Source organism: Candidatus Brocadia sp. (genome assembly GCA_021646415.1).
GTDB lineage: Bacteria > Planctomycetota > Brocadiia > Brocadiales > Brocadiaceae > Brocadia.
On record SOEU01000008.1, the window covers coordinates 62,221 to 82,965 of the forward strand.

Consider the following 20,745-nt stretch of genomic DNA (forward strand, 5'->3'; position numbering starts at 1 on the left):
AAGATTGATTACTGCACACCCAAAATAGGAGGAAACCATGATAAAAGAACATGATCGAATTGTTTTGTTGAAAGACTTACCGGAAGATGGTTTACAGGCTGGCGACGTCGGTACGGTTGTTCATATTCATCGTCAAGGTGAAGCATTTGAAGTCGAATTTATGACACTTGACGGTGGAACAGTTGCTGTTATAACTTTGCTTTCATCTCAAATACGAGCAGTTAATAAAAGGGACATCACGCATGTTAGAGAACTTACCGTCTCTTGATTAAAAAAGGATTTTTCTTTCATTTTAAAAGGAAAAAGGCTTAATCCATTTTTTGGATTAAGCCTTTTTGTTTATTTTCCAGAAACTTGTTCTTTTGAAAACTTATTCAACCAGGCAGTTTTCTCCCTCATGCATACATGCTGATTTGTCTACGTCACCCGGCTTTCGCTTCCACCCCAGGAGCAAATCCGTATACTCACCATGCTTCCAGAAGTCGTATGCCTTATGCTGTATACCTACCTGATCCTCCAGCGCTTTAAGTCTCCTCAGTCTGCTGGCCTCGGCCTTAATCTGAACAAGCCAACGATCCTGTAAGAAGGCGCCTTTCCCGTAAGTTGCACCGTACATAGCCCCGTGAGCCATGGCCTTATATACGGCATTGGTTATATAGACCAGCATTTCAAAGGCAGTACGTTCTACATCAGAAACGTTGTACATCCTGCCCTCACCACCGAGCAGACTGAAGGTATAGTGCCCAGCATAGTCTGGAGCCAGGTCACTTGGCATGGGATCTAGCATGCCATCGTTATAAAGATCGACCACGATCTTCATGGCCTCACGCCACTTGGTAAAGCTGACCTTTACTGCTTCATCCATAGCCTCTAACTGGTCTGTCGCCCACCTAGGGGAGTGACAACCCTTGCAGGTATTAATCCAATTCTGTCTGGCCTCCTTAAATTTCGGCGCCCCTCGATCCACGAGTGCTGTACCCATGTGGCTGTTTATTGTGGAGGCTTTCTGTGCGTTATGTTCGCCGTCTTTCATGTGACAATATGCACAGGTGGGGGTTTTATAATTTGCTGGTTTCATGGGTTTTGTCCAATCCCAGGTATGCTGCTCTGATTCATAAATCATCCCATGATATGATTCTTTGTACATTTCATATTCATAGTGATCAAGACCGGTATGGCAGATACCGCAGTTGTTGGGTTTTCTTGCCTCAGCCATAGAAAAGTCATGTCTTGTGTGGCACCCATCACATCTGTTCTCGGCTATACCATGACATGTGGCACATGCCGTCACCTCCGCCGCCGGCTTTGCTACCTGCCACGGAGTTTCTATTACGCTTACATGGAATGCGTAAGTGTGGGACCCAATCTTGCCAGCACGGTGACCATTCTTCTGGTCCGGATGACACTCACCGCAATGCTTCCAGGAAGGCATGTGCAGTTGCTGGTGATTATTCCCATGACATTTGTCACACCCCACAACACCCTTTTCTGTAGATGCGTGTTTGCTCTTTTTCCATTGTGCAACGATACCCGGTGTTTGTACCGTATGGCACATAATACACTCTTCTTGCTTAAACTCTCCTGATACATTCATATTTGGTGTATAGTAATGATCGGGGTCATACCATCTGATAAGAGGTAAAAACCCAAACAGTTTTCCAAATTTCCCCTCACCAGGCAACACCTCTTCCGGCCCTGTATACGTTGCCGTTAATCCACCGTGGTATAAGTCACCTGAATTGTCAGCGCCAATCTTTTCTCCTGTAACCGCAGAAATGATTTGTTGAATGGTCCTTTTATCTTTTGGATGGGACGCCATTTCTTCTTTCTTTATAGGGAAAGGAGATTTCTCCTCTTTTTGCATCGGGGTAGCAGTCTCAGCCTTCAACTCTTCTTGCTTAGCAGCCGCCTCCTTTTCTTCTCCCTGTTTGATGGCAACGACTTCTGCTTTTTTCACAGCCGCCTGTTCGCAACCAAGCTGGATACAGCCAAACAGGGTGAGTATACTCATAGAGATAATAAATTTTATCCCCTTGCTCATATCCTTCACTCCTTCTTATCCAACAATGTTCTGTTAAAATACATTATTATGCCAAAAACTTATTTCAATAGTCATACAGTTCTTGTTATTTTTTTGCTATTTCTACCTTCCAAACTTCCGGCCCCTGTTCAACATATTTCCAGTCCAATTGCCCACTCCGTTCTGCTTCTAATTGATATTTCAAAGGTTTAGGGTCATGGTCGTTTATTAAGACCATAATCTCTCCCTTTTTCAGACTATCAAAGGTATTAAATATCTTTGGGTGTCTCTCCCGGGGCACAATATTTCTCACATCTAATATGACAGGCTGTGTTTCACTCATGATCATTCCTTGTTAAAATATTTCATTATTCGTTACCCAACACTAATGGCTAAAACAACCATTCTTTCCACACACTTCATTCCTCTTGACGCTCCCTCCGGGGCGACAATGATCATTTCTTTTTTCATATCAATCTTCTGATCGTTCAGTGTAAATATTCCCTTACCTTCTTTTACATAAAAGATACCTACACTATGCCCCTCATGCGGTGGTATTTCTTGACCAGGTTCCATGCAAATCAGCGGTATTTTCACCTTTGGTGAAGCATAAAGAATGTTTGGAACAAAATGATCTTTATTAAACTGTATCTTTTTTTCTATATCGATTGGTTCCAAATGTTTTTATTGCCTCCTCAATTGTTCTTAAATAATTAATCTTGTTTTTTAATTACTATTACAAAATTTCCTCACTTCACACGAACAATGTTCAGTTATTCTTCGACATTCTATTCTAGACCTTTTTACGAAGTCTTGCTCGCCTCTTGATTTGCCACTTCATTCAACTCATTAACAAATTTATCAACGTCGGTATTATGCATCATGCATGCAAGATTTATATCCTCCGTACCAAAGGAAGGACAATCGAAACATCCTTTTCCGAAATACTTTGTAAAAACCGCCTTTGTTGCAGGATATTTCTTCGTCACCTCTCCTGTGCTCATTTTCTTCGTGATGAGAATCTCACTGCCCATAATTTCCCTCCCATAAAGATAAAAGAACGCTGAAATAAAAAATATTATTTAATGACATTATTTAAGTAAAGTTGTTCAGGAAACGAATCACTAGCTTACCCCTGCAAGGTTCGTCTCCAGATCAACCAATTCAACCGGCGCAATATCCTCTATTTTTACGGGCAGCCGCACATTTTTGGGAAGTGGATCAATATATTTTTTCCTGTATGCCTTGCTCTGCATACGGCAAGTGGGGTATCTCTTGCTAAAATCCGGATGCGTTACCATCTTTTTCCATATGTCCTGGATGGACATTTCACGCACATTCCCAAAGTTGATCGGGTTAAAATCACAAGGGTTGATATCACCGTATGCAGTCATATAGAATTGTGATTGGGCCCCATAGCAACCCACGCCCCTCGGAGAATTAATAATGGACATACAGTTTATTCCCATCGGATGGTCCATCTCGTGATACTTCTTTGTGAGGGCAATCAATTGTTTTCGGTCTTCTGCAGTTAGGATTTTTGACGTATCTTTTAAGAATCGGCCCGAAGGTATGCAATCAAAGATTGTGACCTCTGAAAATCCCTGTTCTTGCGCAATCCTTAAGAGCTTTTCAACCTTTCCGGTTTTGATACTCTCGCTGGTTGCATATGTGGAAATTCCGGTCAAGATACCAGCCTTTCGACAACGCTCGGCACCTTCAAACGCCTTTTGATAACAACCTGGCACTGCCCTGAACTCGTTATGTAATTCAGGCTCACTGCTATCTATAGAGATGTTTAAGGAAAATAAACCTGCCTTAGCAAGCTTTTGAACGTTTTCTTCTGTCAGGAGCAATCCATTGGTAAATATCATCGGGATGGCCTTGGTTTTATCCACATAGCTAATAAGATCATAAAGTTCTTCCCGTAGCAGTGGTTCGCCACCGACATAGATAATAAGACTGGCGCCAAGGTCCAATGCCCCATCCACTACAGTTTTTATTTCCTTTACGGTGAGCTCTTTTTTGGTAGGATCTATAAATGGATCTGCACTACAATGGATACACTGACACTGGCATTTATGAGTTATCGCCAGATTCGCAGTAACTGGGAATGCCATCTTATACAACATCATCCTCAACTTTCTCTCGAGAAACCGCATACCTGCTTGGCTAGGAAACGGCGGATTATAAAGGTTGTACACCTGCATACCGTCCACCCGGGCAATTACCTTCAAGGAATTAATCTTTTCAAAAAACTGGTCCACATAGGGTTGCAGCATCTTGCCGAGCACCCCTCCCGCCTTCCCAACAACCTTCCCTTGAGCAATTTCGGCATCGATATGTAAAAAATCAAATGATGTCATATTTTATCCTCCATACTCCCCATTGTAAGCGACTTTTAGATTTTTCTCTATCTCGCACAAAATATCATTTGCAACCTCAATAGCTTTTAAGCCTTCCTCGCCGGAAACAACAGGCTCTTTCCGCTCCACAATGCAATTCACAAAAGATTCAAGCTCCTTTCTGAGTGGCTCATAATCGTCCATTTTTATATGTTCTATTTTTAACAGGTCACCAAATACATAACTTTTCAAATCTGCAATAGTCGAAACATCCATTTCAGGGATGTTCAACGCCTTCAATGTTAATTGTGGCGATTTCTTATATATTAATGCATCTTTTTTCTGATAATCAATAGAAATATATGAATCCTGAGAAAACAACCTCATTTTACGCATGGATGTAAGAGATACCCTGCTTGCGGTTACATTTGCCACACATCCGTTCTGAAATTGAATGCGGACGTTAGCAATATCCTCTTTATCCGAAATAACATTTACTCCCACGGCATCAAATTTCTTTACCTTCGAACCGGTTATGTGCAGGATAATATCTAGATCATGTATCATCAAATCCAGCACCACACCAATATCAGCGGAACGAAAGGTAAACGGGCTTAACCGATGACACTCTATAAACCTTGGATTAATTGAAAGTTTTTTAATTGCAGCGATAGCAGGATTAAATCGTTCAATATATCCTACTTGAAGTACCAATCCATTCGCCTTGCTAATATTTATCAATTCTCTTGCCTCCGATACCGTTCCCGTCATAGGTTTTTCGATCATGACATGAATTCCTTGTTTCAGGAATTCTTTTGCTATGACGTAATGCGACTTTGTGGGTACCGCAATGCTTACAGCTGCGACTTTATCAATTATTTCCTTGTGATTTGAGAAACATTGCGTGTTGTACTGCCGGGCAATTTTTTCTGCCTGTTTACGCTGTATATCAACTACTCCAACCAACTCCACCCCAGGCAACTCTGTATAGACCCTTGCATGCTCCTTCCCAAGATGACCAACACCGACTACCGCGACCTTTAATCTGGACATATTTACGTTGCCGCTACCATCGAATATCGAAAAGACTCCCGATACCTTCCAAACTTGCCCTTGTCAATATTTCTCAAAAAAGCAATAAGATACTGAACCTCAGGGGAAATATCTTTTTTCTTTTCTAATTCTTCCAAGGCCTTGCTTTTATTCAATTCTCGGGAGCGAAATAACGTTCGAAATGCCTCTTTGATTTCGTTAATCTGCTCTTTTGAGAAACCCTCTCTCTCCAATCCAATGACATTTACCTGACGTAGCTTTGCCGGATGACCTTCAATCATGACATACGGAGGAACATCTTGAACAATCCTGGTATGACCTCCCACGTATGCATATCTCCCAATAGTCACAAAAGGTTGGATACCAACAAGTCCCATAAGCTTGGCACCTCTCTCTACCACAACATGGCCGCCCAGTAACACCCCATTCGCCAAAAGGACATTATCCTCTAGAATGCAATCATGGGCAATGTGTGCACATGCCATGAAAAAATTGTTATCACCTATTACGGTTCTTTCTCCGCCACCCGCTGTACCTATATTAATGGTCACCCCTTCCCGCACCACGTTGTGATCCCCCAGCACAAGAGAAGTACGCTCGCCGCGATATTTAAGGTCCTGCGGTTCTGCACCCAAAACGGCATTGGGATAGATAACATTATTTCTTCCAAGTGTTGTATTTCCAATCACGGTAACATGGTTTTTTATAACAGTCCCATCCCCGACTGTAACGTCCGCACCTATTATAGAAAAAGGCCCGATTTCAACATCTTTGCCCAAAACAGCGTTGGGGTGCACGATTGCCGACTTATGAATTTTCATCTCGCATTCCCCTTGTATGTTTCCTATTTTTTCCGCAATGCTATCATCATACACCGTTCAGCTGAATCATGCTACTCCTGCAATCTTCTCTGCTAGCTGAACGTTCAGCGAATGACCAGACCTGTTCGCAACAATACGCCCTTGAATGAATACATTGGCCAAATAAAGGTCTCCTATGAGGTCTAAAATTTTGTGCCTTACAAATTCATTGGGAAATCTCAATTCGGCTGGTTTCATAGAAATCGGCTTAGTTAACTTTCCGTCTTCATGCAAAATAATACTATTGTCATCTGTAACCCCTTTTCCCAAACCAAGCTTCTCGAACTCTTCAACATAGGTACTCAATCCAAATGTCCTTGCTGGAGCGATTTCTTTGCAGAAATTTTCTTCCGTAAACTCGATATCATACGTTTGTTGCTCTATAAAAGAGCCGTTAAAATCCAACGTGTATGAAAATATCAATCCCTTTTCGTAAGGCATTGCCATAACACTTGCGTTTCCACTACTCACGACAATCGGAGATTTTACGGCAAAAACTCTCTTTTTACCACCCAGTTCAACAATACCTGCCTTTTTAAGAATTTCCACAAACAGTTTGGCGCTCCCGTCCCCTGCTGGAATTTCCCGTCCGTTGATTTCGATTTCAATATTATCGATCCCTAATCCCGCCAAGGCTGCCATTAAATGTTCTACACTTTCAACCTCCGCTTCTTTATTTTTCAGAAATATGCGTTTATAATTATCTGATAAGGCATGAACATGTGCTGGCACCCGCGGCCGTCCAGGCAAATCTACGCGAACAAAACAGATACCCGAGTTTAACGGTGCTGGTTTTAAACGGAGTTTTGTCGTTCCCCCCCGAAACATCCCCACACCTGTGCACTCGACCTCTTGCTGGATTGTCTTTTGTGCACTATCCACGAACTACTTTCCCTTGCTCGCTGCTGAATATTTCTTATTCAAATTATCAATTACCTGACTGGTAATATCGACTTCATTGGAATGGTACAAGACTGTTTTTATTCCGACTTTAAACTGCAATTCACTAATTCCTCCGCTCTGGAGTTCCGGTTCTTCTTTTTTGATAATGAGATCATATTGTCCACGCTTGCCTATATCTTCTACTTCCTTACAAACTTCCGTATAAAGGCTTTCAAAATAATCTTTGTATTTTTTCATGAGACTCTTTTCTGCAAACTTTGCGTACGATTCCAATTCCATATTCTTTTTTTCAAAGGCCTCTTCGTCTCTTTTTCTAACCTCACTTCCTAAATCCAACAATTGTATCTTCTCACTCAAACTCACCAGCTCTTTCTTTTTATCATTGACAATCTTCTGGTATTGCTTTTCCTGCTCTTTGAGCTGGGTATCATACAATTTCCTTTTTTCATACTTCTCAAATACTGTATTCAGATCAACGACTCCCACTTTTAAACCTTTTGAAGGAGAACTGACTGAGCCAGGTTCTTTTGCTTGTATGCTATTCAACGAAAAAAGGTACAAACACACAACACTTGCCACAGCAAAAAGAATCTTTATCTTTTTGCCATTCTTCTTTACTGGTTTTTCTGATTCCATAATTAAAAGCTACTGCCTCCTCCGAAATTAAATGAAAACGACTGGGTTTCATCCCCATCCTCTTTTATAACAGGAATAGCGTAATCAAGTGAAATGGTAGAACGACCAAGAAAAGGAATACTCAATCTTAGTCCAAGACCTGTAGATAACCTGAAGTGATCAAAACTGATATCACTGATTGCCTCATCGGCCTTTCCACTATCAACAAAAACTGCCGCTCGAATAATATCTCTATATATAGGTACAAGATATTCGGCATTCAACAAAAGCAATATATCCCCACCAATCTGATCGCCGGTTTTTCTATCGATTGGAGAAACACCCCTATACTCAAACCCTCTGATAGAACCATAACCGCCAGCAAAAAATCTCTCAAATATAGGAACTTCTGACCCGGATGTTGATTCTACAACTCCAAAAGAGCCACCATAGGCAATAACGTGTTTTCCCCATTTGGGAATTTCAAAGAGCGTATTGTATTTTGTTGTCTGAAATTTATATTTAACGATATCCACGTCCAGCCCGGCAACTTCAACTGAAGATTCACCTTCATATCCTCTCGCAGGCATAAATATATTATCAATTCTGATTATATTTGCAGATAACGTAACGCCAGCTTTCAAATGGCTCCCTTCAACATCCAATACGTCTTGCGGAGAATCTTCCTTATCATCCCTTCTATCAATATCTATAATATCAAATTCCGGACTCAATCTCACAAAAAAATCTCTCTGTATTTCTCTTCCTGCGGAAACCCTCGATCCTATAATCTGCTGCTGATATTCACGATACCATCTGAGATAGTCAAACAAACTTATTCCTGCGCTATAAGGAGAGTCGAATACGGAAGGATTAGTCAAAGATGCCATAATTTCTGTCCTGAAAAACCCAGGACTAAACCGCAAAGTCAATATCTCACCAGCACCCCGGAAGGCGTTACCCTGTAAAAAATCGTTCAGGCTTTTCGGCAAATCAGTAACATCAAAATTCCTGTCTGTATATGAAACATCACCGAATGCCCCAACATTTGCTCCGTAACCTCCACCAAACCGCAACATTCCCGTCCTTCCTTCTTTCACCTCAACCAGAATATTTTGTTTATTTGGCTCAGAACCTTGTTCAAAATTAATCCCGGCCGGCATACCTGATTCCATATCAAAATATCCTGTATTGGCCAAACGTCTCTGGCTATCACGGATCTTCTCTGTATCTAACTTTTCACCGGGATAAAAGGTCAACTGTCGCCGAATAACATTATCTCTCGTCTTATCATTTCCAGTTATTTTGATCTTTTCAATATAATGCCTATCTTTTTCATCTATCGCGAAAGAAACGTTTACCTTTGCACCTTCAGAACTAAAGGTATGTTTCTCCTTCACAACGGTTGTAATGTACCCTTGTTCCCCATATATTAAGCGGAGCTGATAAGTGTCTTTTTCAACAGCGTCCAAATAGAACGGGCCGCCGTCTTTCAATTTCAACTTTTCTTTTAATTCATCTTCCGTAAACAGGGCGGCGCCATTTATCTGCAAGCTTTCCACGTAGTACCTTTCACCTTCTTTTATATGAATCGTAAGGTACATCTTACTATTATCATCACCGTATGTTATTTCCCAACCGACATCTACATCCAACCATCCATTGTTCATATAGAATTCTTTTATTTTGTCAATATCGGACCGGAACTTCCTTTGGTCAAACCGGCCAGGAAAGATAAAAGTTGGAAAATGCTTTTGCCTGGTTTCCATCTGTTTCAGGAGTTTTCTTCGCGTAAAACCAGTATTTCCCCTAAATGCTATCTTCGCTATGCGTATCTTAGGCCCCTCTTCAATATTGAAAATCACCACCATTTTCCCATCAACGAGTTTACTTTCGGCATGTACCTGCACTCGATAGAAACATTTCTTAAGGTAAAGTTCTTTTATTTTGTCTTCATCAAATTTCAGAAGATACGGCTTTAAATAATCTCCCTGCTTTATCTCAATTTGCTTCTTCAGTTTCTTTGTCTTAATCCGCGTATTGCCCTGAAACTGTATTTCGTCAATAACAGCCCGTTCAGTTACAAGAAATATCAGCTTTAACCCTGCCGGTATCTCCTCAAGCACCACTTCAATGTTGTCAAAGAACCCTAGCGACCAAATCGCATCTACATCCTGACTTACCAGCTGTGGGTCATAAGGATCACCCTCTTTTACCCGGATACTACTTTTTATTGCGGCAGTGCTGATCCGTTGATTTCCTTTGATTTCAATCTTTTTAATAATTCGAGTCGTCTTTTCTTGCGGTGCCGCACAAAGAACTCCCGCATACCCAAAACACAAGATTAGAACAAGCACTACGATTAAACTCGCAGCCTGCAATAAAACCTTGTGAAACTTCATTTGTTACCCACTGAGGCTAAATTCTCAAAACGCATGAACTGTGAAAGAAATGCCAATTTTATCACGCCTATGGGTCCATTACGCTGTTTGGCAATAATGAGTTCTGCCGTGCCGTCCTTTTTCTCAGGATCGTAATAATCCTCCCTGTGCAAAAGGATAACAACATCTGCATCTTGCTCAATTGACCCCGACTCGCGCAAGTCAGACATCCTAGGCCTATGGCCCTCTCGCGATTCTACAGATCTGTTTAACTGAGATACGACAATTACCGGAATTGACAATTCCCTGGCAAGCGATTTTAAACCACGGGATATTATGGAAATTTCTTGTTGCCGATTTTCTGCGCGAGAGGATTCCATCAACTGTAAATAGTCTACTGCAACTAATTGAACATTATACTGAGCTTTCAATCTCCTTGCCTTTGCACGTAATTCCAATACGGTAAGACCCGGCGTATCGTCGATAAAAATTGGCGATTCGGAAAGCGATCCCAATCCATACGAAAGATTACTCCATTGCTTGTCCTCTAAAAAACCCTTTCTCAACTTGTGAGCATCTATCCGTGCATGGGAACAAAGCATATTTTGTGCTACCTGCTGCGCTGACATTTCCAGGGAAAACAGTACTGCAGGTTTCTTGTCCACTACCCCCACGTGTTCGATTATATTCAGAGCAAGACTTGTCTTGCCCATACTTGGTCTTGCTGCAACAATAATGAGTTCCGATGCCTGCAGGCCGCACGTAAGGTCATCCAGATCATAGAAACCGGTCGATAATCCTGTTAATCTGTTTTGTCTGTCATGGAGATTTTCAATGCGGCTAAATGTTTCTTTAAGGATTTCGTTTAGTTTTGTGGATGCGGTATTAAACTTCTTCTGGGTGATATCAAAGATAGCCCTTTCTGAGTTATCAAGCAGGTGTCCGGTATCGCAAGCCTCATCAAAGGCCTGTTTTTGGATAGTTGCTGCAACTTCGATGAGATTCCTTTTAATGGCTTTTTCACGTACGATATTCGCATAAAATTCCACATTTCCTATTGTGGGGACGGTCTCCTCCAGCTCCATTAAATATTCTACACCACCGACCTTCTCCAGCAATGAACGTTTTTTCAGTTCTTCCCTGAGAACGACGAGATCAACCGTTTGCCCCTTATCATAAGCCTCCACTATTGTCTGATATAATTCCTGGTGGGCTGTTTTATAAAAGCTATTCTTATTCAATATTGGTATAACCAGGCTAATGACCTCATTATCCAGCAGCATCGCACCCAGAACACTCATCTCGGCCTCGATGCTCTGAGGTAACGTGCGTTCAAGTATCGACTCAACAACCATTGTCACTTCCTTCAAAGGAAACTATGCCTGTTCTGGCTGACCTACATCCTCTTTTACCACTGTCACTTTACACTTCGTCTGCAACTCCAGATTCAGAGCAATAGTGACATCGAACACTCCACAGTCTTTTATTGGGCTATCCAGTCTTATCATTTCCTCGCCCACCGGGTATCCTTCTTTTGCTAACGCATCCGCAATCTGAGCAGCCGTAACGGAGCCAAAAAGTCTTCCTTCTTCATTTGCCTTTGCTGAAATCGTACAAGAGGCAGCAGAAATTTCCTCCAATACCCCCTGCAGCCGCACTCTTTCTTCCTTTAGCTGCAATGCCATCTTTATTTTTTCTTTTTCTATCTGCTTGAGATTGGCAGGAGAAACCGTAGTCGCCAACCCTTTTGGCAACAAATAATTCCTTGCATAACCTTCCTTCACCTTTACCACATCACCAATCATGCCAAGCTTATCTACATTTTTTTTCAATAACAATTCCATTATCGTCTCCTCCTAAGTCACATATGGAAGCAATGCCATAAATCTCGCCCTTTTAATAGAAGTCTTCACAGAATGCTGATGATGAGCACAATTCCCGGAACGCTTTCTCGAAAAAAGTTTTCCCTGCGTTGTTGTAAGTTTTTGTAAATTTTGCGTGTCTTTATAATCTACCTCTTCGATTCCCATCCTGCAAAATCGGCATTTGCTTGTTTTATTAAATCTTTTTTTACTCATAGTTCTCTATCCTATCTGAAAATTTTACAAAACAATTCTAAAACGGTATTTCTTCACTATTAATATCAAGATTAATATCTTCAGGCATTCCCTCCGGTGATTTGCCTTCTTTCGATGAGGCACTTACACCTATATCAGGACGTTTGGCCATGCCTCCGATAAATTGGAAATTATCCGCAACGACACGAAGCGTACTCCGCTTTTGCCCGTCTTTAGTTTCCCATTGATTAAACTGCAAACGACCCTCAATGAAAATCGGATTTCCCTTACTGAAATACTCACCAACAACCTCCGCTCTGCGCCCGAAGATATTGATTTCGACATAACATACTTCTTCCTTTTGTTCTCCAGTTTTGGCAGTCCACGCCCTGCTGATCGCAATTCCAAAACTTGCAACCGCCAATCCCGCAGGGGTATATCTCAGTTCCGGGTCCCGAGTGAGATTTCCCATGAGAAATACTTTATTAAGGCTTGCCATACTTTGCTCCTTTTGAATAAACTTTTTATCAACCTCTTTATAAGATGCATTTATAAACCGCCATTCAGACGCTATGAACCCATAAGCATGGCCTGCGTCTTTGAAATTCTATCCTTCACCAGTAACACCTACAGACACATCAGGCTTTTCCAACATACCAACATCTGTGCTTTCAGGTATTTTGCTGGTATCCTTTTCTGCTGCCACTGCTTCGGTTACACCTATCTGAGACAACTCTTCAATCTTGTCATCTTTTACAATAAGAGAACGGACAATATAATCAGAAAGCTGAAAATCTCTTTTGATCATTGCTACGGCTGTATTTTTTGCATTAAAATGGATCAGCAGGTATGTACCACGCTTATGCCCCTTGATCTTGTATGCCAACTTTTTTTCACCCCATTTTTCAGTTTTCAGGATCTCCGCACCATTCTTTTGCAGGATATCATGGATATGTTTGACCACATTATCCCACTCCATACTGGCATGTGCATTATCGATTAAAAACAATCCTTCATACATCCTCAAATTCTTATCCTCCTACTTTTAATATTTTTATGAAAACTCAAAATTCCTTTATGCCTTTGCATATAAAACAACGAAAGGTACATTTAATTAAATTTATTCATGCATGCTTCGATCCCTTCAAAAATCCAGGTTCTCAGGGCCAGACAAGCCTTCTCGATAATTTTCGCTGCTACGGCTTCCTCTTCCCCTGAAAACTTGGAAAGTACATAGTTGCCTGGATCTCCTACCGGCGGGCGTCCTATCCCAACCTTTAATCGGGAAAAACCTGCGGACCCCAAACTGGCAGCAATGGATTCCAAACCTCGGTGCCCCCCGCTACCACCGTTGCGCCTGATACGTATTTTTCCCAAAGGCAAATCTAAATCATCACATACAATCATGAGGTTTTGTAACGCACATTTATACATATCCACAGCCTCCCTTACAGCAACCCCGCTCAGGTTCATAAATGTCTGCGGCTTTAAAAGTATAATTTCTTCCTGTTCCACACTCTTCTTACAAAAGAAAGACTGAAATTTTTTCTGATTACACACCATTTCAAGCTGCTGTGCAAGTCGGTCAATTATCATAAAACCACAATTGTGTCTCGTCTTTAAATACTTTTCTCCCGGATTACCCAGTCCAACAATAATCTTCATTCATACACACCACGCTAAACCTTTTTCTCCGGCTCTGCTTCTTCCCCCTCTTTCGGTTTCCTGGTAATAACCTCAGGCTCTGCCAGCAGTTCCTCTTCAGGTACGGCTTTTTTCTCCACAACCTGATGAACAGACACGACAACTGCCTCACTATCCGACGTATACTGTACACCCTCTATTTCGGGTAATTCTTTAACATGGATTGCCTTGCCCAGGCCTAATTCTGATATATTTACTTTTATCTTTTCAGGTATTGCAATTGGAAGACATTCTACTTCAATGTCTTTCCCGACATGGGTCAATACACCACCTTCTTTTACTCCAACCGATTCCCCAACCAACTCAATTGGTACTCGCAGCCTTACCCTTTCATCCAGATCAATACGCGAAAAATCCACATGAAGTACACGGTCTGTAAGATTATCATATTGTACCTCTTTTATAAGTGCAGATTCCTTCTTATTGTCAACTGTTAAACGGATCATCCTTGTTCCGGTATGCAATATACGCGCAAATTCATCTTCCTTCAGACAAAGCATCACGTTATCTTGTTTATGGCCATATAACATAGCTGGAATTTGTCCAGCCATTCTTAGTTTTTTAACTCCTTTACTTCCCTGCGTTGTCCTTTTTTCCGCTTTTAAATCGAAAATCGCCATCTATCATACTCCAAAAATATAAATTAATAAACAAAGAGGGAACTCACCGATTCGTGGCGGTGAATTCTCATAATCGCGTCCCCTAAAAGCCCAGAAATAGACAATACTTTTATTTTCCTGTCTAATCCTTTAGCTTTTTCGTTAAGGGGTATCGTATCTGTTACTACAATTTCCTTAATCGGTGCAACTGATAATTTATCCACTGCGGTACCACAAAACACCGGGTGGGTGGCACCCACATAAATATCTTTGGCACCTTTTTCTTTCAGGACGTTTGCAGCCTGAGCAATCGACCCCCCCGTGGCTATCAAATCATCGATCATTACAACATTTTTATTAGCTACATCACCTATTACAAATCCAACCTCGGTCTCTTCCGGCCCCACCCTTCGCTTATCTACAATCGCCATCTTGATTTCTAATTTCTTCGAATAATTTCTGGCCAGTTTTATACCTCCGACATCGGGCGTCACCACCACCAAATCCTCTGATTTTAACCTTTCAAAATATTTTGAAAGTACAGGAAAAGCCAGTAAGTGGTCAACCGGAATATCAAAGAATCCTTGAATTTGAGCCGCATGTAAATCCACGGTAAGCACACGGTCGGCACCCGCTTCGGTAATAAGATTTGCTACCAATTTTGCCGTTATAGGTACGCGGCCCTCATCTTTTCTGTCTTTTCTTGCATAGCCATAATATGGCAGCACAGCTGTAATACGTGCAGCCGATGCTCTCTTAAGGCAATCTATAAATACGAGCAGTTCCGTCAAATTCTCATTAACAGGCGGACATGTCGGTTGTACCAAAAACACATCGGCCCCGCGAACGTCTTCATTTACTTTCAGGTCAATTTCTCCATCAGGAAAACGGCCAACATAAGCATTTCCAAGTGGAATCGACAGGTGGTCACAAATTTTCCTTGCCAGAGCAGGATTTGCATTTCCTGAAAAAATCTTTAAATGGTTTATTTGCTCCAGTCTTCTTTTTTTATCCATTTTATCTTTCTATCTCTCACAGAAAAAACCACTACCTTTTCCCAGCATATTTCGGACATCTGTATCATCTTCTATCCTTACACCGGACTTTAAATATGCAAAAGGCCAAATACGACACAGCCGACCAGCGGCCACATTTTTGCAAATACAACCCGCCTTTTTTATTATGGGACGAAATAGCATCTCTAGGCATTCCAAAAGAGATGGTACTCTGAATACACGCCCACATTGATTTCTCTAATATTTAATTCGCCTGCACCCTCCTCACTCTCTTCGATAATTCCATTAATATATTCACGGACATCACTACCCACTCAACTATTTCCTTATCCTTACATCCTATTCAAACAGGCGGTTAAGAATTACTACATCTGTATTAGCTCAGCATGCGCAGCAACCAACCTTTTCACTGCCTGTGGCTTAACAAGAGGAGATTCCCCTTTTAATGCCACGACAACACCGTTTATATCCGAAAGAAAATGCCTTACAACCATGAGCATGCACCATTCCTAATTGCTCTTACTGCTCTACAATTTAACCGGCAACCCCTTCAAGAAACCCGCTGTGGTTTTTCCCATCTTTATCCTCTTTAAAAAAGAAGACACAAAATCACCGAGCGTTATTTTTTTCCTATATAAAATACAATGGCTACCCGGGGAGGACTCGAACCTCCAATGAGAGAACCAAAATCTCTAGTGTTACCATTACACCACCGGGTAGCATCCACTTCAGGAGATTTATATATAGAAAACTCCTGTACGACCTTTTTATTCTACCACCAATACCGCCCCTTTGTCAGCAGAAGTTACACATTTTGCATATCTCGCCAACAAACCCCGCATTACCTTCGGCTTGGGCGGTACCCATTTTGCCTTGCGCTTTACGAGCACTTCTTCCGGAACATTTAAATCCAATCTTCGTTTGGGAATGTCTATAATTATTTCGTCTCCATCCTCTACCAACGCGAGAGGGCCACCAACCATAGCCTCCGGGGATACATGCCCGATACACGGCCCCTGCGTACCACCTGAAAAGCGCCCATCTGTAATCAACGCCACAGACTCCCCCAAACCCATACCAACAAGCGCAGCGGTAGGAGACAACATCTCTCTCATTCCGGGCCCCCCACGTGGCCCTTCATAACGTATCACCACAACCATACCACTACTGATCTGCGAACCCATAATAGCCGCCATTGCAGTTTCTTCACTATCGAATACCTTCGCCGCACCCCTGAATTTCATCATCTTCTCGGATACTGCGGTCTGCTTAACCACAGCGCCATCAGGCGATAAACTTCCATACAAAACAGCAATTCCACCTTCCTTATGGTAAGCCCCTTCTTTTGTTCTGATAACATCTTCATCATAAACTTCCGCTGCCCTTGCAATTTCTTTTATACTTAAACCACTAATCGTTGCACAGTCGTTCAAGCCGTCACACAAACGTTTCATGACCGCAGGGATACCCCCTGCATAATATAGGTCCTCTAATAAATATTCACCCCCTGGCTGTAAGCTTGTTATGTGAGGAGTCCTCGCGCTGATGGAATCACACAACTTTAAATCAACTTCTACCCCTGCCTCTTTTGCAATTGCCGGTATATGTAAACAGGAATTGGTAGAACCACCAAGTGCCATATCAACCATTATGGCATTCTCAAACGCTTCCCGAGTCATAATCTTCCTGGCAGTAATACCTTTCCTGACCAACTCAACCGCCTGCTGCCCGCTTTTATAAGCAATTCGTTCCTTTTCCGAAGAAATTGCCAGAGATGCGGCACATCTTGGTAACGACATCCCTAATGCCTCTGACACACAGGCCATAGTATTTGCGGTATAGAGCCCCTGACATGAACCCGGCCCAGGACAAGCATCCATCTCCAGACAAGACAATTCTTCGTCATCAATCTCCCCTTTGCGCCTTCTTCCAACTGCCTCAAAGGTGTCTTTCACCAACGACAACTTCTGCTTACCATAGCGCCCAGAGACCATAGGACCCGCAGTCACGACAATTCCAGGGATATCCAGCCTGGCAACCCCCATCAACATGCCCGGTGTAATCTTGTCACAATTTGTCAGCATTACCAATCCGTCTAAACAGTGAGCACTCACCACACACTCAATGATATCAGCGATAAGATCTCTTGAAGCAAGGGAATAATGCATGCCGGCATGACCCATCGCAATCCCATCACAAATGCCTGGAACACCAAAAATAAAGCTAACGCCTCCACCCGCATGAATCCCCTTTTCGATTGCCCTCTCAAGCGACCTCATGTGCACATGGCCTGGGATAAGATCTGTAAAGCTGCTCGCAATTCCAATGAACGGCTTACCTAAATCTTCCCTGCTTAAACCCGTTGCATACAAAAGAGCTCGTGCCGGAACGCGTTCAATTCCCTTTGTAATTTTATCACTTCGCAAAGACGTATTTACCTTTCTTATCAGATGTAACCTATTACCAATATGTAATATTAAGCCTTTTCATTATATCGAAAAGCTTTGTATTGTCAAATCAAAACTCTCACACCCCTGGTTGGATTTTGCCTGACTTCCTCTCGATATTAGGACGAAAATACCGATCCCATCCCTTTTGTTAAAAGCGAATTGCAGACAATGAAGTACCAGAATACTATAAAGGATAACAGGGAGAACGCTTTAAGAGGTCAATTTTAATACACAAATCAACACACTATTCAAACCGTTGTCACCACACAAAGGCCTGCCATGCACTTCTGTATCCGGAAAAGACATATCTGAAAAAATCAGGAGATTTTTTCTCATATGAGAAAACTTGTTGTTATAAAAATTTAGTGACTGAAAAGACAATTTGTGATATTATATTTTTTTATGAAATTATCGAACTATTTTCTTTTTACCTTCGATTTTTACTTGTTCGACCCATGAAAATTTTCATTCTATAAACTTTTGAAAAAATACTAAGGAGTTTTATGAATCATACCGAGCAAATAGGATTATCTCAGGTCAAAAAGGCCGGGCTGCACAGAAGGCTTTACGACTGGACTATGCACTGGGCTCATACCCCTTATGGAACTATTGCCCTTTTTGCATTAGCTTTTTGCGAATCCTCCTTTTTCCCGATCCCTCCTGACGTGCTCTTGATGGCACTTGCATTCTCGGTTCCCAAAAAATCTTTCAAATACGCTGCAATCTGTTCGCTAGGCTCAGTTTTAGGTGGCTGTTTTGGTTATTTTATTGGATACCAATTCTTTGAATATGTAGGATTGCCGATCCTTAATTTTTATGGCATTATGGACAAATTCAACTTTGTCAAAGAGAAATATAACGCCAACGCTTTCGCTGCTGTATCTGTCGCCGGATTTACCCCAATTCCTTACAAACTCTTTACCATTGCGGCAGGGGTATGCAAGATCAATCCATGGACATTCATCGTAGCCTCAACAGTCAGCCGATCGGGAAGGTTTTTCATTGTGGCTGGCCTTGTTTATCTTTTTGGACCAAAAATCAAGGAATTCATTGATAAGTACTTTAATATCATCTCTATTGTATTTGTAGTATTACTGATTGCGGGCTTTTTCGTCGTCAAATTATTCAAATAAGGGAATATACCAATGAAAACAGCACCCCCATTCGTCATTCTCTTAATGATCATATTATCCACTGCAGTATTGTTTGCCCAAACGGAACCTGGGCAGGTTTGGGAAGCACAAGCGGCAGGACGCTTTTATCCCGGTAATGAAACTGCTTTGAAGGATCAAATAAATACCTTTTTTAAAAACGCCCACAAACAAACATCAAAAGGAAAACCCATTGCCCTTATTTCACCGCATGCGGGATACCAATACTCTGGCCAAGTAGCAGCTTACGGATATCATGCAATTAAAGATTTTGGGTTTACAAGGGTTATTATCCTTTCGCCCAGTCATTTTAAAAGCGGCAAGCGATTTCGAGGCGCCTCTATTCTTAATGTAAACAACTTTAAAACACCTCTAGGGCTCATTCCTGTTGATCAGGAGGCATGTAAACAACTCATAGATACTTCCGACACATCATCAAATGAGGCGCACAAAACAACACTCTTCGGTTCTTATGAAGGCGCTTATCAGGGAGAGCATTCACTGGAAACCCAATTACCTTTCTTACAAATGTCTCTAAAAACCTTTAAATTGGTTCCTATCATGGTAGGTATATTAATACACGATGATTTCGAACGTGTTGCAAAAGCAATACGGCCTCTGATAGATGATAAAACTATCGTAGTGGTAAGTTCTGATTTTACCCATTATGGTGAAGGGTACGGTTACGTTCCTTTCAGAAAAAACATCGAAAAAAATATTAAAGCCCTTGACTATGGCACATTTGACAAAATCCTGAATAAAGACTTTGAAGGACTTAAGTCCTACCGAAAGGAGACTGGAATAAATGCTTGTGGAATAATGCCGATCGAATTGCTTTTGAAATTATTACCTGATAATGCATCGGGAGAAATTCTAAACTACGATACCTCCGGGCGCCAATCAGGGGACTTTTCCTTTTCTGTAAGTTATGCCTCCATTCTATTCACAAAACCTTCAGAGGCCAAATCAGGGCTGCATATTCCAAAGAGAGACCAGACTAATAACCAACAATTCTTTTTAACCAGCGATGAAAAGGCATTCTTACTATCTCTGGCCCGAAATACTCTGGAGATCTACACAAAAACTGGCGCTTCTCCAAAACTAGATCAGGTAAACGACAAATTAACCCTGAGATTAAAAGAAAAATACGGAGTTTTTGTAACATTAAAAAAATCTGGCGAATTGCGTGGTTGTATTGGACACATAATACCCAGAACTTCCCTCTTTCAGGGCGTTATTGAAAACACAATCAACTCCTCTTCAAACGACAGGAGATTTCCCCCTGTAGACGCTAAGGAGGTCTCTGATATCACCATAGAAATTTCGGTTTTAAGCCACCTGAAAAAGATACATAGACCTGCAGAATTTACAGCAGGCAAAGATGGAATTATCATTCGCAAAGGACATGCTAGCGCCGTATTCCTTCCGCAAGTTGCAGTGGAACAAGGATGGGATAGGGCAGAAACATTGTGCCGCCTTTGTGAAAAAGCAGGGTTATCACGCGATGCATGGAAAGATGAAGGCATGGAATTTTATGTTTTTACCGCAGACGTATTTCATGAAGCAGAAAAAACCTGAAACATGCTTCTTT

22 protein-coding genes and 1 tRNA gene are annotated in these 20,745 nt (G+C 41.7%); 3 read left to right on the top strand and 20 right to left on the bottom strand.

Features of this window, described 5'->3' with window-relative positions; all coding sequences use genetic code 11:
* The first annotated feature begins 37 nt into the window (after positions 1-37).
* A complete protein-coding gene (locus tag E3K36_08240; protein ID MCF6155229.1) occupies positions 38-268 on the top strand; it encodes a DUF4926 domain-containing protein in 231 nt (76 codons plus the stop codon).
* Between the two features lie 102 nt (positions 269-370).
* Here E3K36_08240 and E3K36_08245 read toward each other — a convergent pair whose 3' ends face one another.
* From E3K36_08245 to ilvD, 20 genes are all read right to left on the bottom strand, one after another.
* Positions 371-2,041, bottom strand: coding sequence for a hydroxylamine oxidoreductase (locus E3K36_08245; protein MCF6155230.1), 1,671 nt, complete (start codon positions 2,039-2,041; stop codon positions 371-373).
* 85 nt (positions 2,042-2,126) lie between these two features.
* The gene (locus tag E3K36_08250; GenBank protein MCF6155231.1) at positions 2,127-2,363 is read right to left on the bottom strand and encodes a DUF2249 domain-containing protein; all 237 of its coding nucleotides are present in this window, start codon (positions 2,361-2,363) and stop codon (positions 2,127-2,129) included.
* 32 nt (positions 2,364-2,395) lie between these two features.
* On the bottom strand, positions 2,396-2,698 hold the full coding sequence (locus E3K36_08255; GenBank protein ID MCF6155232.1) for a cupin domain-containing protein: 303 nt from the start codon (positions 2,696-2,698) through the stop codon (positions 2,396-2,398).
* 125 nt (positions 2,699-2,823) lie between these two features.
* Positions 2,824-3,054, bottom strand: coding sequence for a DUF1858 domain-containing protein (locus tag E3K36_08260; GenBank protein ID MCF6155233.1), 231 nt, complete (start codon positions 3,052-3,054; stop codon positions 2,824-2,826).
* 90 nt (positions 3,055-3,144) lie between these two features.
* Positions 3,145-4,386: a radical SAM protein gene (locus E3K36_08265; protein MCF6155234.1), complete on the bottom strand. Its 1,242-nt coding sequence runs from the start codon at positions 4,384-4,386 to the stop codon at positions 3,145-3,147.
* Positions 4,387-4,389: 3 nt separating this feature from the next.
* Positions 4,390-5,418 carry a Gfo/Idh/MocA family oxidoreductase gene (locus E3K36_08270; GenBank protein MCF6155235.1) on the bottom strand — a complete coding sequence of 343 codons (1,029 nt, stop codon included), beginning with the start codon at positions 5,416-5,418 and terminating at the stop codon, positions 4,390-4,392.
* A gap of 2 nt (positions 5,419-5,420) precedes the next feature.
* Positions 5,421-6,239 carry an acyl-ACP--UDP-N-acetylglucosamine O-acyltransferase gene (gene lpxA / locus E3K36_08275; GenBank protein ID MCF6155236.1) on the bottom strand — a complete coding sequence of 273 codons (819 nt, stop codon included), beginning with the start codon at positions 6,237-6,239 and terminating at the stop codon, positions 5,421-5,423.
* Positions 6,240-6,305: 66 nt separating this feature from the next.
* Positions 6,306-7,160 (bottom strand): UDP-3-O-[3-hydroxymyristoyl] N-acetylglucosamine deacetylase, encoded by an 855-nt coding sequence (lpxC, locus tag E3K36_08280; GenBank protein MCF6155237.1) that lies wholly within the window; start codon positions 7,158-7,160, stop codon positions 6,306-6,308.
* 3 nt (positions 7,161-7,163) lie between these two features.
* Positions 7,164-7,817, bottom strand: a complete 654-nt coding sequence (locus E3K36_08285; GenBank protein ID MCF6155238.1) for an OmpH family outer membrane protein — start codon at positions 7,815-7,817, stop codon at positions 7,164-7,166.
* 2 nt (positions 7,818-7,819) lie between these two features.
* Complete coding sequence (gene bamA / locus E3K36_08290; GenBank protein MCF6155239.1) at positions 7,820-10,198, bottom strand: outer membrane protein assembly factor BamA; 2,379 nt, start codon at positions 10,196-10,198, stop codon at positions 7,820-7,822.
* Positions 10,195-11,532: a replicative DNA helicase gene (gene dnaB, locus E3K36_08295; protein ID MCF6155240.1), complete on the bottom strand. Its 1,338-nt coding sequence runs from the start codon at positions 11,530-11,532 to the stop codon at positions 10,195-10,197. The genes bamA and dnaB overlap by 4 nt, the downstream gene beginning before the upstream one ends.
* A 21-nt stretch (positions 11,533-11,553) precedes the next feature.
* Positions 11,554-12,021, bottom strand: a complete 468-nt coding sequence (locus E3K36_08300; protein MCF6155241.1) for a 50S ribosomal protein L9 — start codon at positions 12,019-12,021, stop codon at positions 11,554-11,556.
* A 12-nt stretch (positions 12,022-12,033) separates the two neighbouring features.
* Complete coding sequence (gene rpsR, locus E3K36_08305; protein MCF6155242.1) at positions 12,034-12,255, bottom strand: 30S ribosomal protein S18; 222 nt, start codon at positions 12,253-12,255, stop codon at positions 12,034-12,036.
* A 37-nt stretch (positions 12,256-12,292) separates the two neighbouring features.
* Positions 12,293-12,733, bottom strand: coding sequence for a single-stranded DNA-binding protein (locus E3K36_08310; GenBank protein MCF6155243.1), 441 nt, complete (start codon positions 12,731-12,733; stop codon positions 12,293-12,295).
* A 108-nt stretch (positions 12,734-12,841) separates the two neighbouring features.
* Positions 12,842-13,255: a 30S ribosomal protein S6 gene (rpsF, locus tag E3K36_08315; GenBank protein ID MCF6155244.1), complete on the bottom strand. Its 414-nt coding sequence runs from the start codon at positions 13,253-13,255 to the stop codon at positions 12,842-12,844.
* Between the two features lie 89 nt (positions 13,256-13,344).
* The gene (locus E3K36_08320) at positions 13,345-13,899 is read right to left on the bottom strand and encodes an aminoacyl-tRNA hydrolase (GenBank protein MCF6155245.1); all 555 of its coding nucleotides are present in this window, start codon (positions 13,897-13,899) and stop codon (positions 13,345-13,347) included.
* A 14-nt stretch (positions 13,900-13,913) separates the two neighbouring features.
* A complete protein-coding gene (locus E3K36_08325) occupies positions 13,914-14,558 on the bottom strand; it encodes a 50S ribosomal protein L25 (GenBank protein ID MCF6155246.1) in 645 nt (214 codons plus the stop codon).
* Positions 14,559-14,581: 23 nt separating this feature from the next.
* Positions 14,582-15,553: a ribose-phosphate pyrophosphokinase gene (locus E3K36_08330; protein MCF6155247.1), complete on the bottom strand. Its 972-nt coding sequence runs from the start codon at positions 15,551-15,553 to the stop codon at positions 14,582-14,584.
* Between the two features lie 645 nt (positions 15,554-16,198).
* Positions 16,199-16,272, bottom strand: a tRNA-Gln gene (locus E3K36_08335).
* A 48-nt stretch (positions 16,273-16,320) separates the two neighbouring features.
* A complete protein-coding gene (gene ilvD / locus E3K36_08340; protein ID MCF6155248.1) occupies positions 16,321-17,979 on the bottom strand; it encodes a dihydroxy-acid dehydratase in 1,659 nt (552 codons plus the stop codon).
* A 527-nt stretch (positions 17,980-18,506) separates the two neighbouring features.
* On the opposite strand from ilvD, the gene E3K36_08345 reads away from it, so the two are divergent.
* Both E3K36_08345 and amrB read left to right on the top strand, forming a co-directional pair.
* Positions 18,507-19,136, top strand: coding sequence for a DedA family protein (locus E3K36_08345; GenBank protein MCF6155249.1), 630 nt, complete (start codon positions 18,507-18,509; stop codon positions 19,134-19,136).
* Positions 19,137-19,148: 12 nt separating this feature from the next.
* Entirely contained in the window at positions 19,149-20,732 is a 1,584-nt protein-coding gene (gene amrB / locus E3K36_08350; protein ID MCF6155250.1) for an AmmeMemoRadiSam system protein B, read from the top strand.
* The last annotated feature ends 13 nt before the right edge of the window (positions 20,733-20,745 follow it).

Coding starts and splice junctions, on each gene's coding strand:
- E3K36_08265 (MCF6155234.1), bottom strand. CDS start 4,386: ATGACATCATTTGATTTTTTACATATCGATGCCGAAATTGCTCAAGGG.
- rpsR (MCF6155242.1), bottom strand. CDS start 12,255: ATGAGTAAAAAAAGATTTAATAAAACAAGCAAATGCCGATTTTGCAGG.
- E3K36_08320 (MCF6155245.1), bottom strand. CDS start 13,899: ATGAAGATTATTGTTGGACTGGGTAATCCGGGAGAAAAGTATTTAAAG.
- E3K36_08330 (MCF6155247.1), bottom strand. CDS start 15,553: ATGGATAAAAAAAGAAGACTGGAGCAAATAAACCATTTAAAGATTTTT.
- E3K36_08250 (MCF6155231.1), bottom strand. CDS start 2,363: ATGAGTGAAACACAGCCTGTCATATTAGATGTGAGAAATATTGTGCCC.
- lpxA (MCF6155236.1), bottom strand. CDS start 6,239: ATGAAAATTCATAAGTCGGCAATCGTGCACCCCAACGCTGTTTTGGGC.
- E3K36_08310 (MCF6155243.1), bottom strand. CDS start 12,733: ATGGCAAGCCTTAATAAAGTATTTCTCATGGGAAATCTCACTCGGGAC.
- E3K36_08245 (MCF6155230.1), bottom strand. CDS start 2,041: ATGAGCAAGGGGATAAAATTTATTATCTCTATGAGTATACTCACCCTG.
- E3K36_08260 (MCF6155233.1), bottom strand. CDS start 3,054: ATGGGCAGTGAGATTCTCATCACGAAGAAAATGAGCACAGGAGAGGTG.
- E3K36_08300 (MCF6155241.1), bottom strand. CDS start 12,021: ATGGAATTGTTATTGAAAAAAAATGTAGATAAGCTTGGCATGATTGGT.
- E3K36_08345 (MCF6155249.1), top strand. CDS start 18,507: ATGAATCATACCGAGCAAATAGGATTATCTCAGGTCAAAAAGGCCGGG.
- E3K36_08285 (MCF6155238.1), bottom strand. CDS start 7,817: ATGGAATCAGAAAAACCAGTAAAGAAGAATGGCAAAAAGATAAAGATT.
- E3K36_08240 (MCF6155229.1), top strand. CDS start 38: ATGATAAAAGAACATGATCGAATTGTTTTGTTGAAAGACTTACCGGAA.
- E3K36_08325 (MCF6155246.1), bottom strand. CDS start 14,558: ATGGCGATTTTCGATTTAAAAGCGGAAAAAAGGACAACGCAGGGAAGT.
- dnaB (MCF6155240.1), bottom strand. CDS start 11,532: ATGGTTGTTGAGTCGATACTTGAACGCACGTTACCTCAGAGCATCGAG.
- bamA (MCF6155239.1), bottom strand. CDS start 10,198: ATGAAGTTTCACAAGGTTTTATTGCAGGCTGCGAGTTTAATCGTAGTG.
- E3K36_08270 (MCF6155235.1), bottom strand. CDS start 5,418: ATGTCCAGATTAAAGGTCGCGGTAGTCGGTGTTGGTCATCTTGGGAAG.
- amrB (MCF6155250.1), top strand. CDS start 19,149: ATGAAAACAGCACCCCCATTCGTCATTCTCTTAATGATCATATTATCC.
- rpsF (MCF6155244.1), bottom strand. CDS start 13,255: ATGTATGAAGGATTGTTTTTAATCGATAATGCACATGCCAGTATGGAG.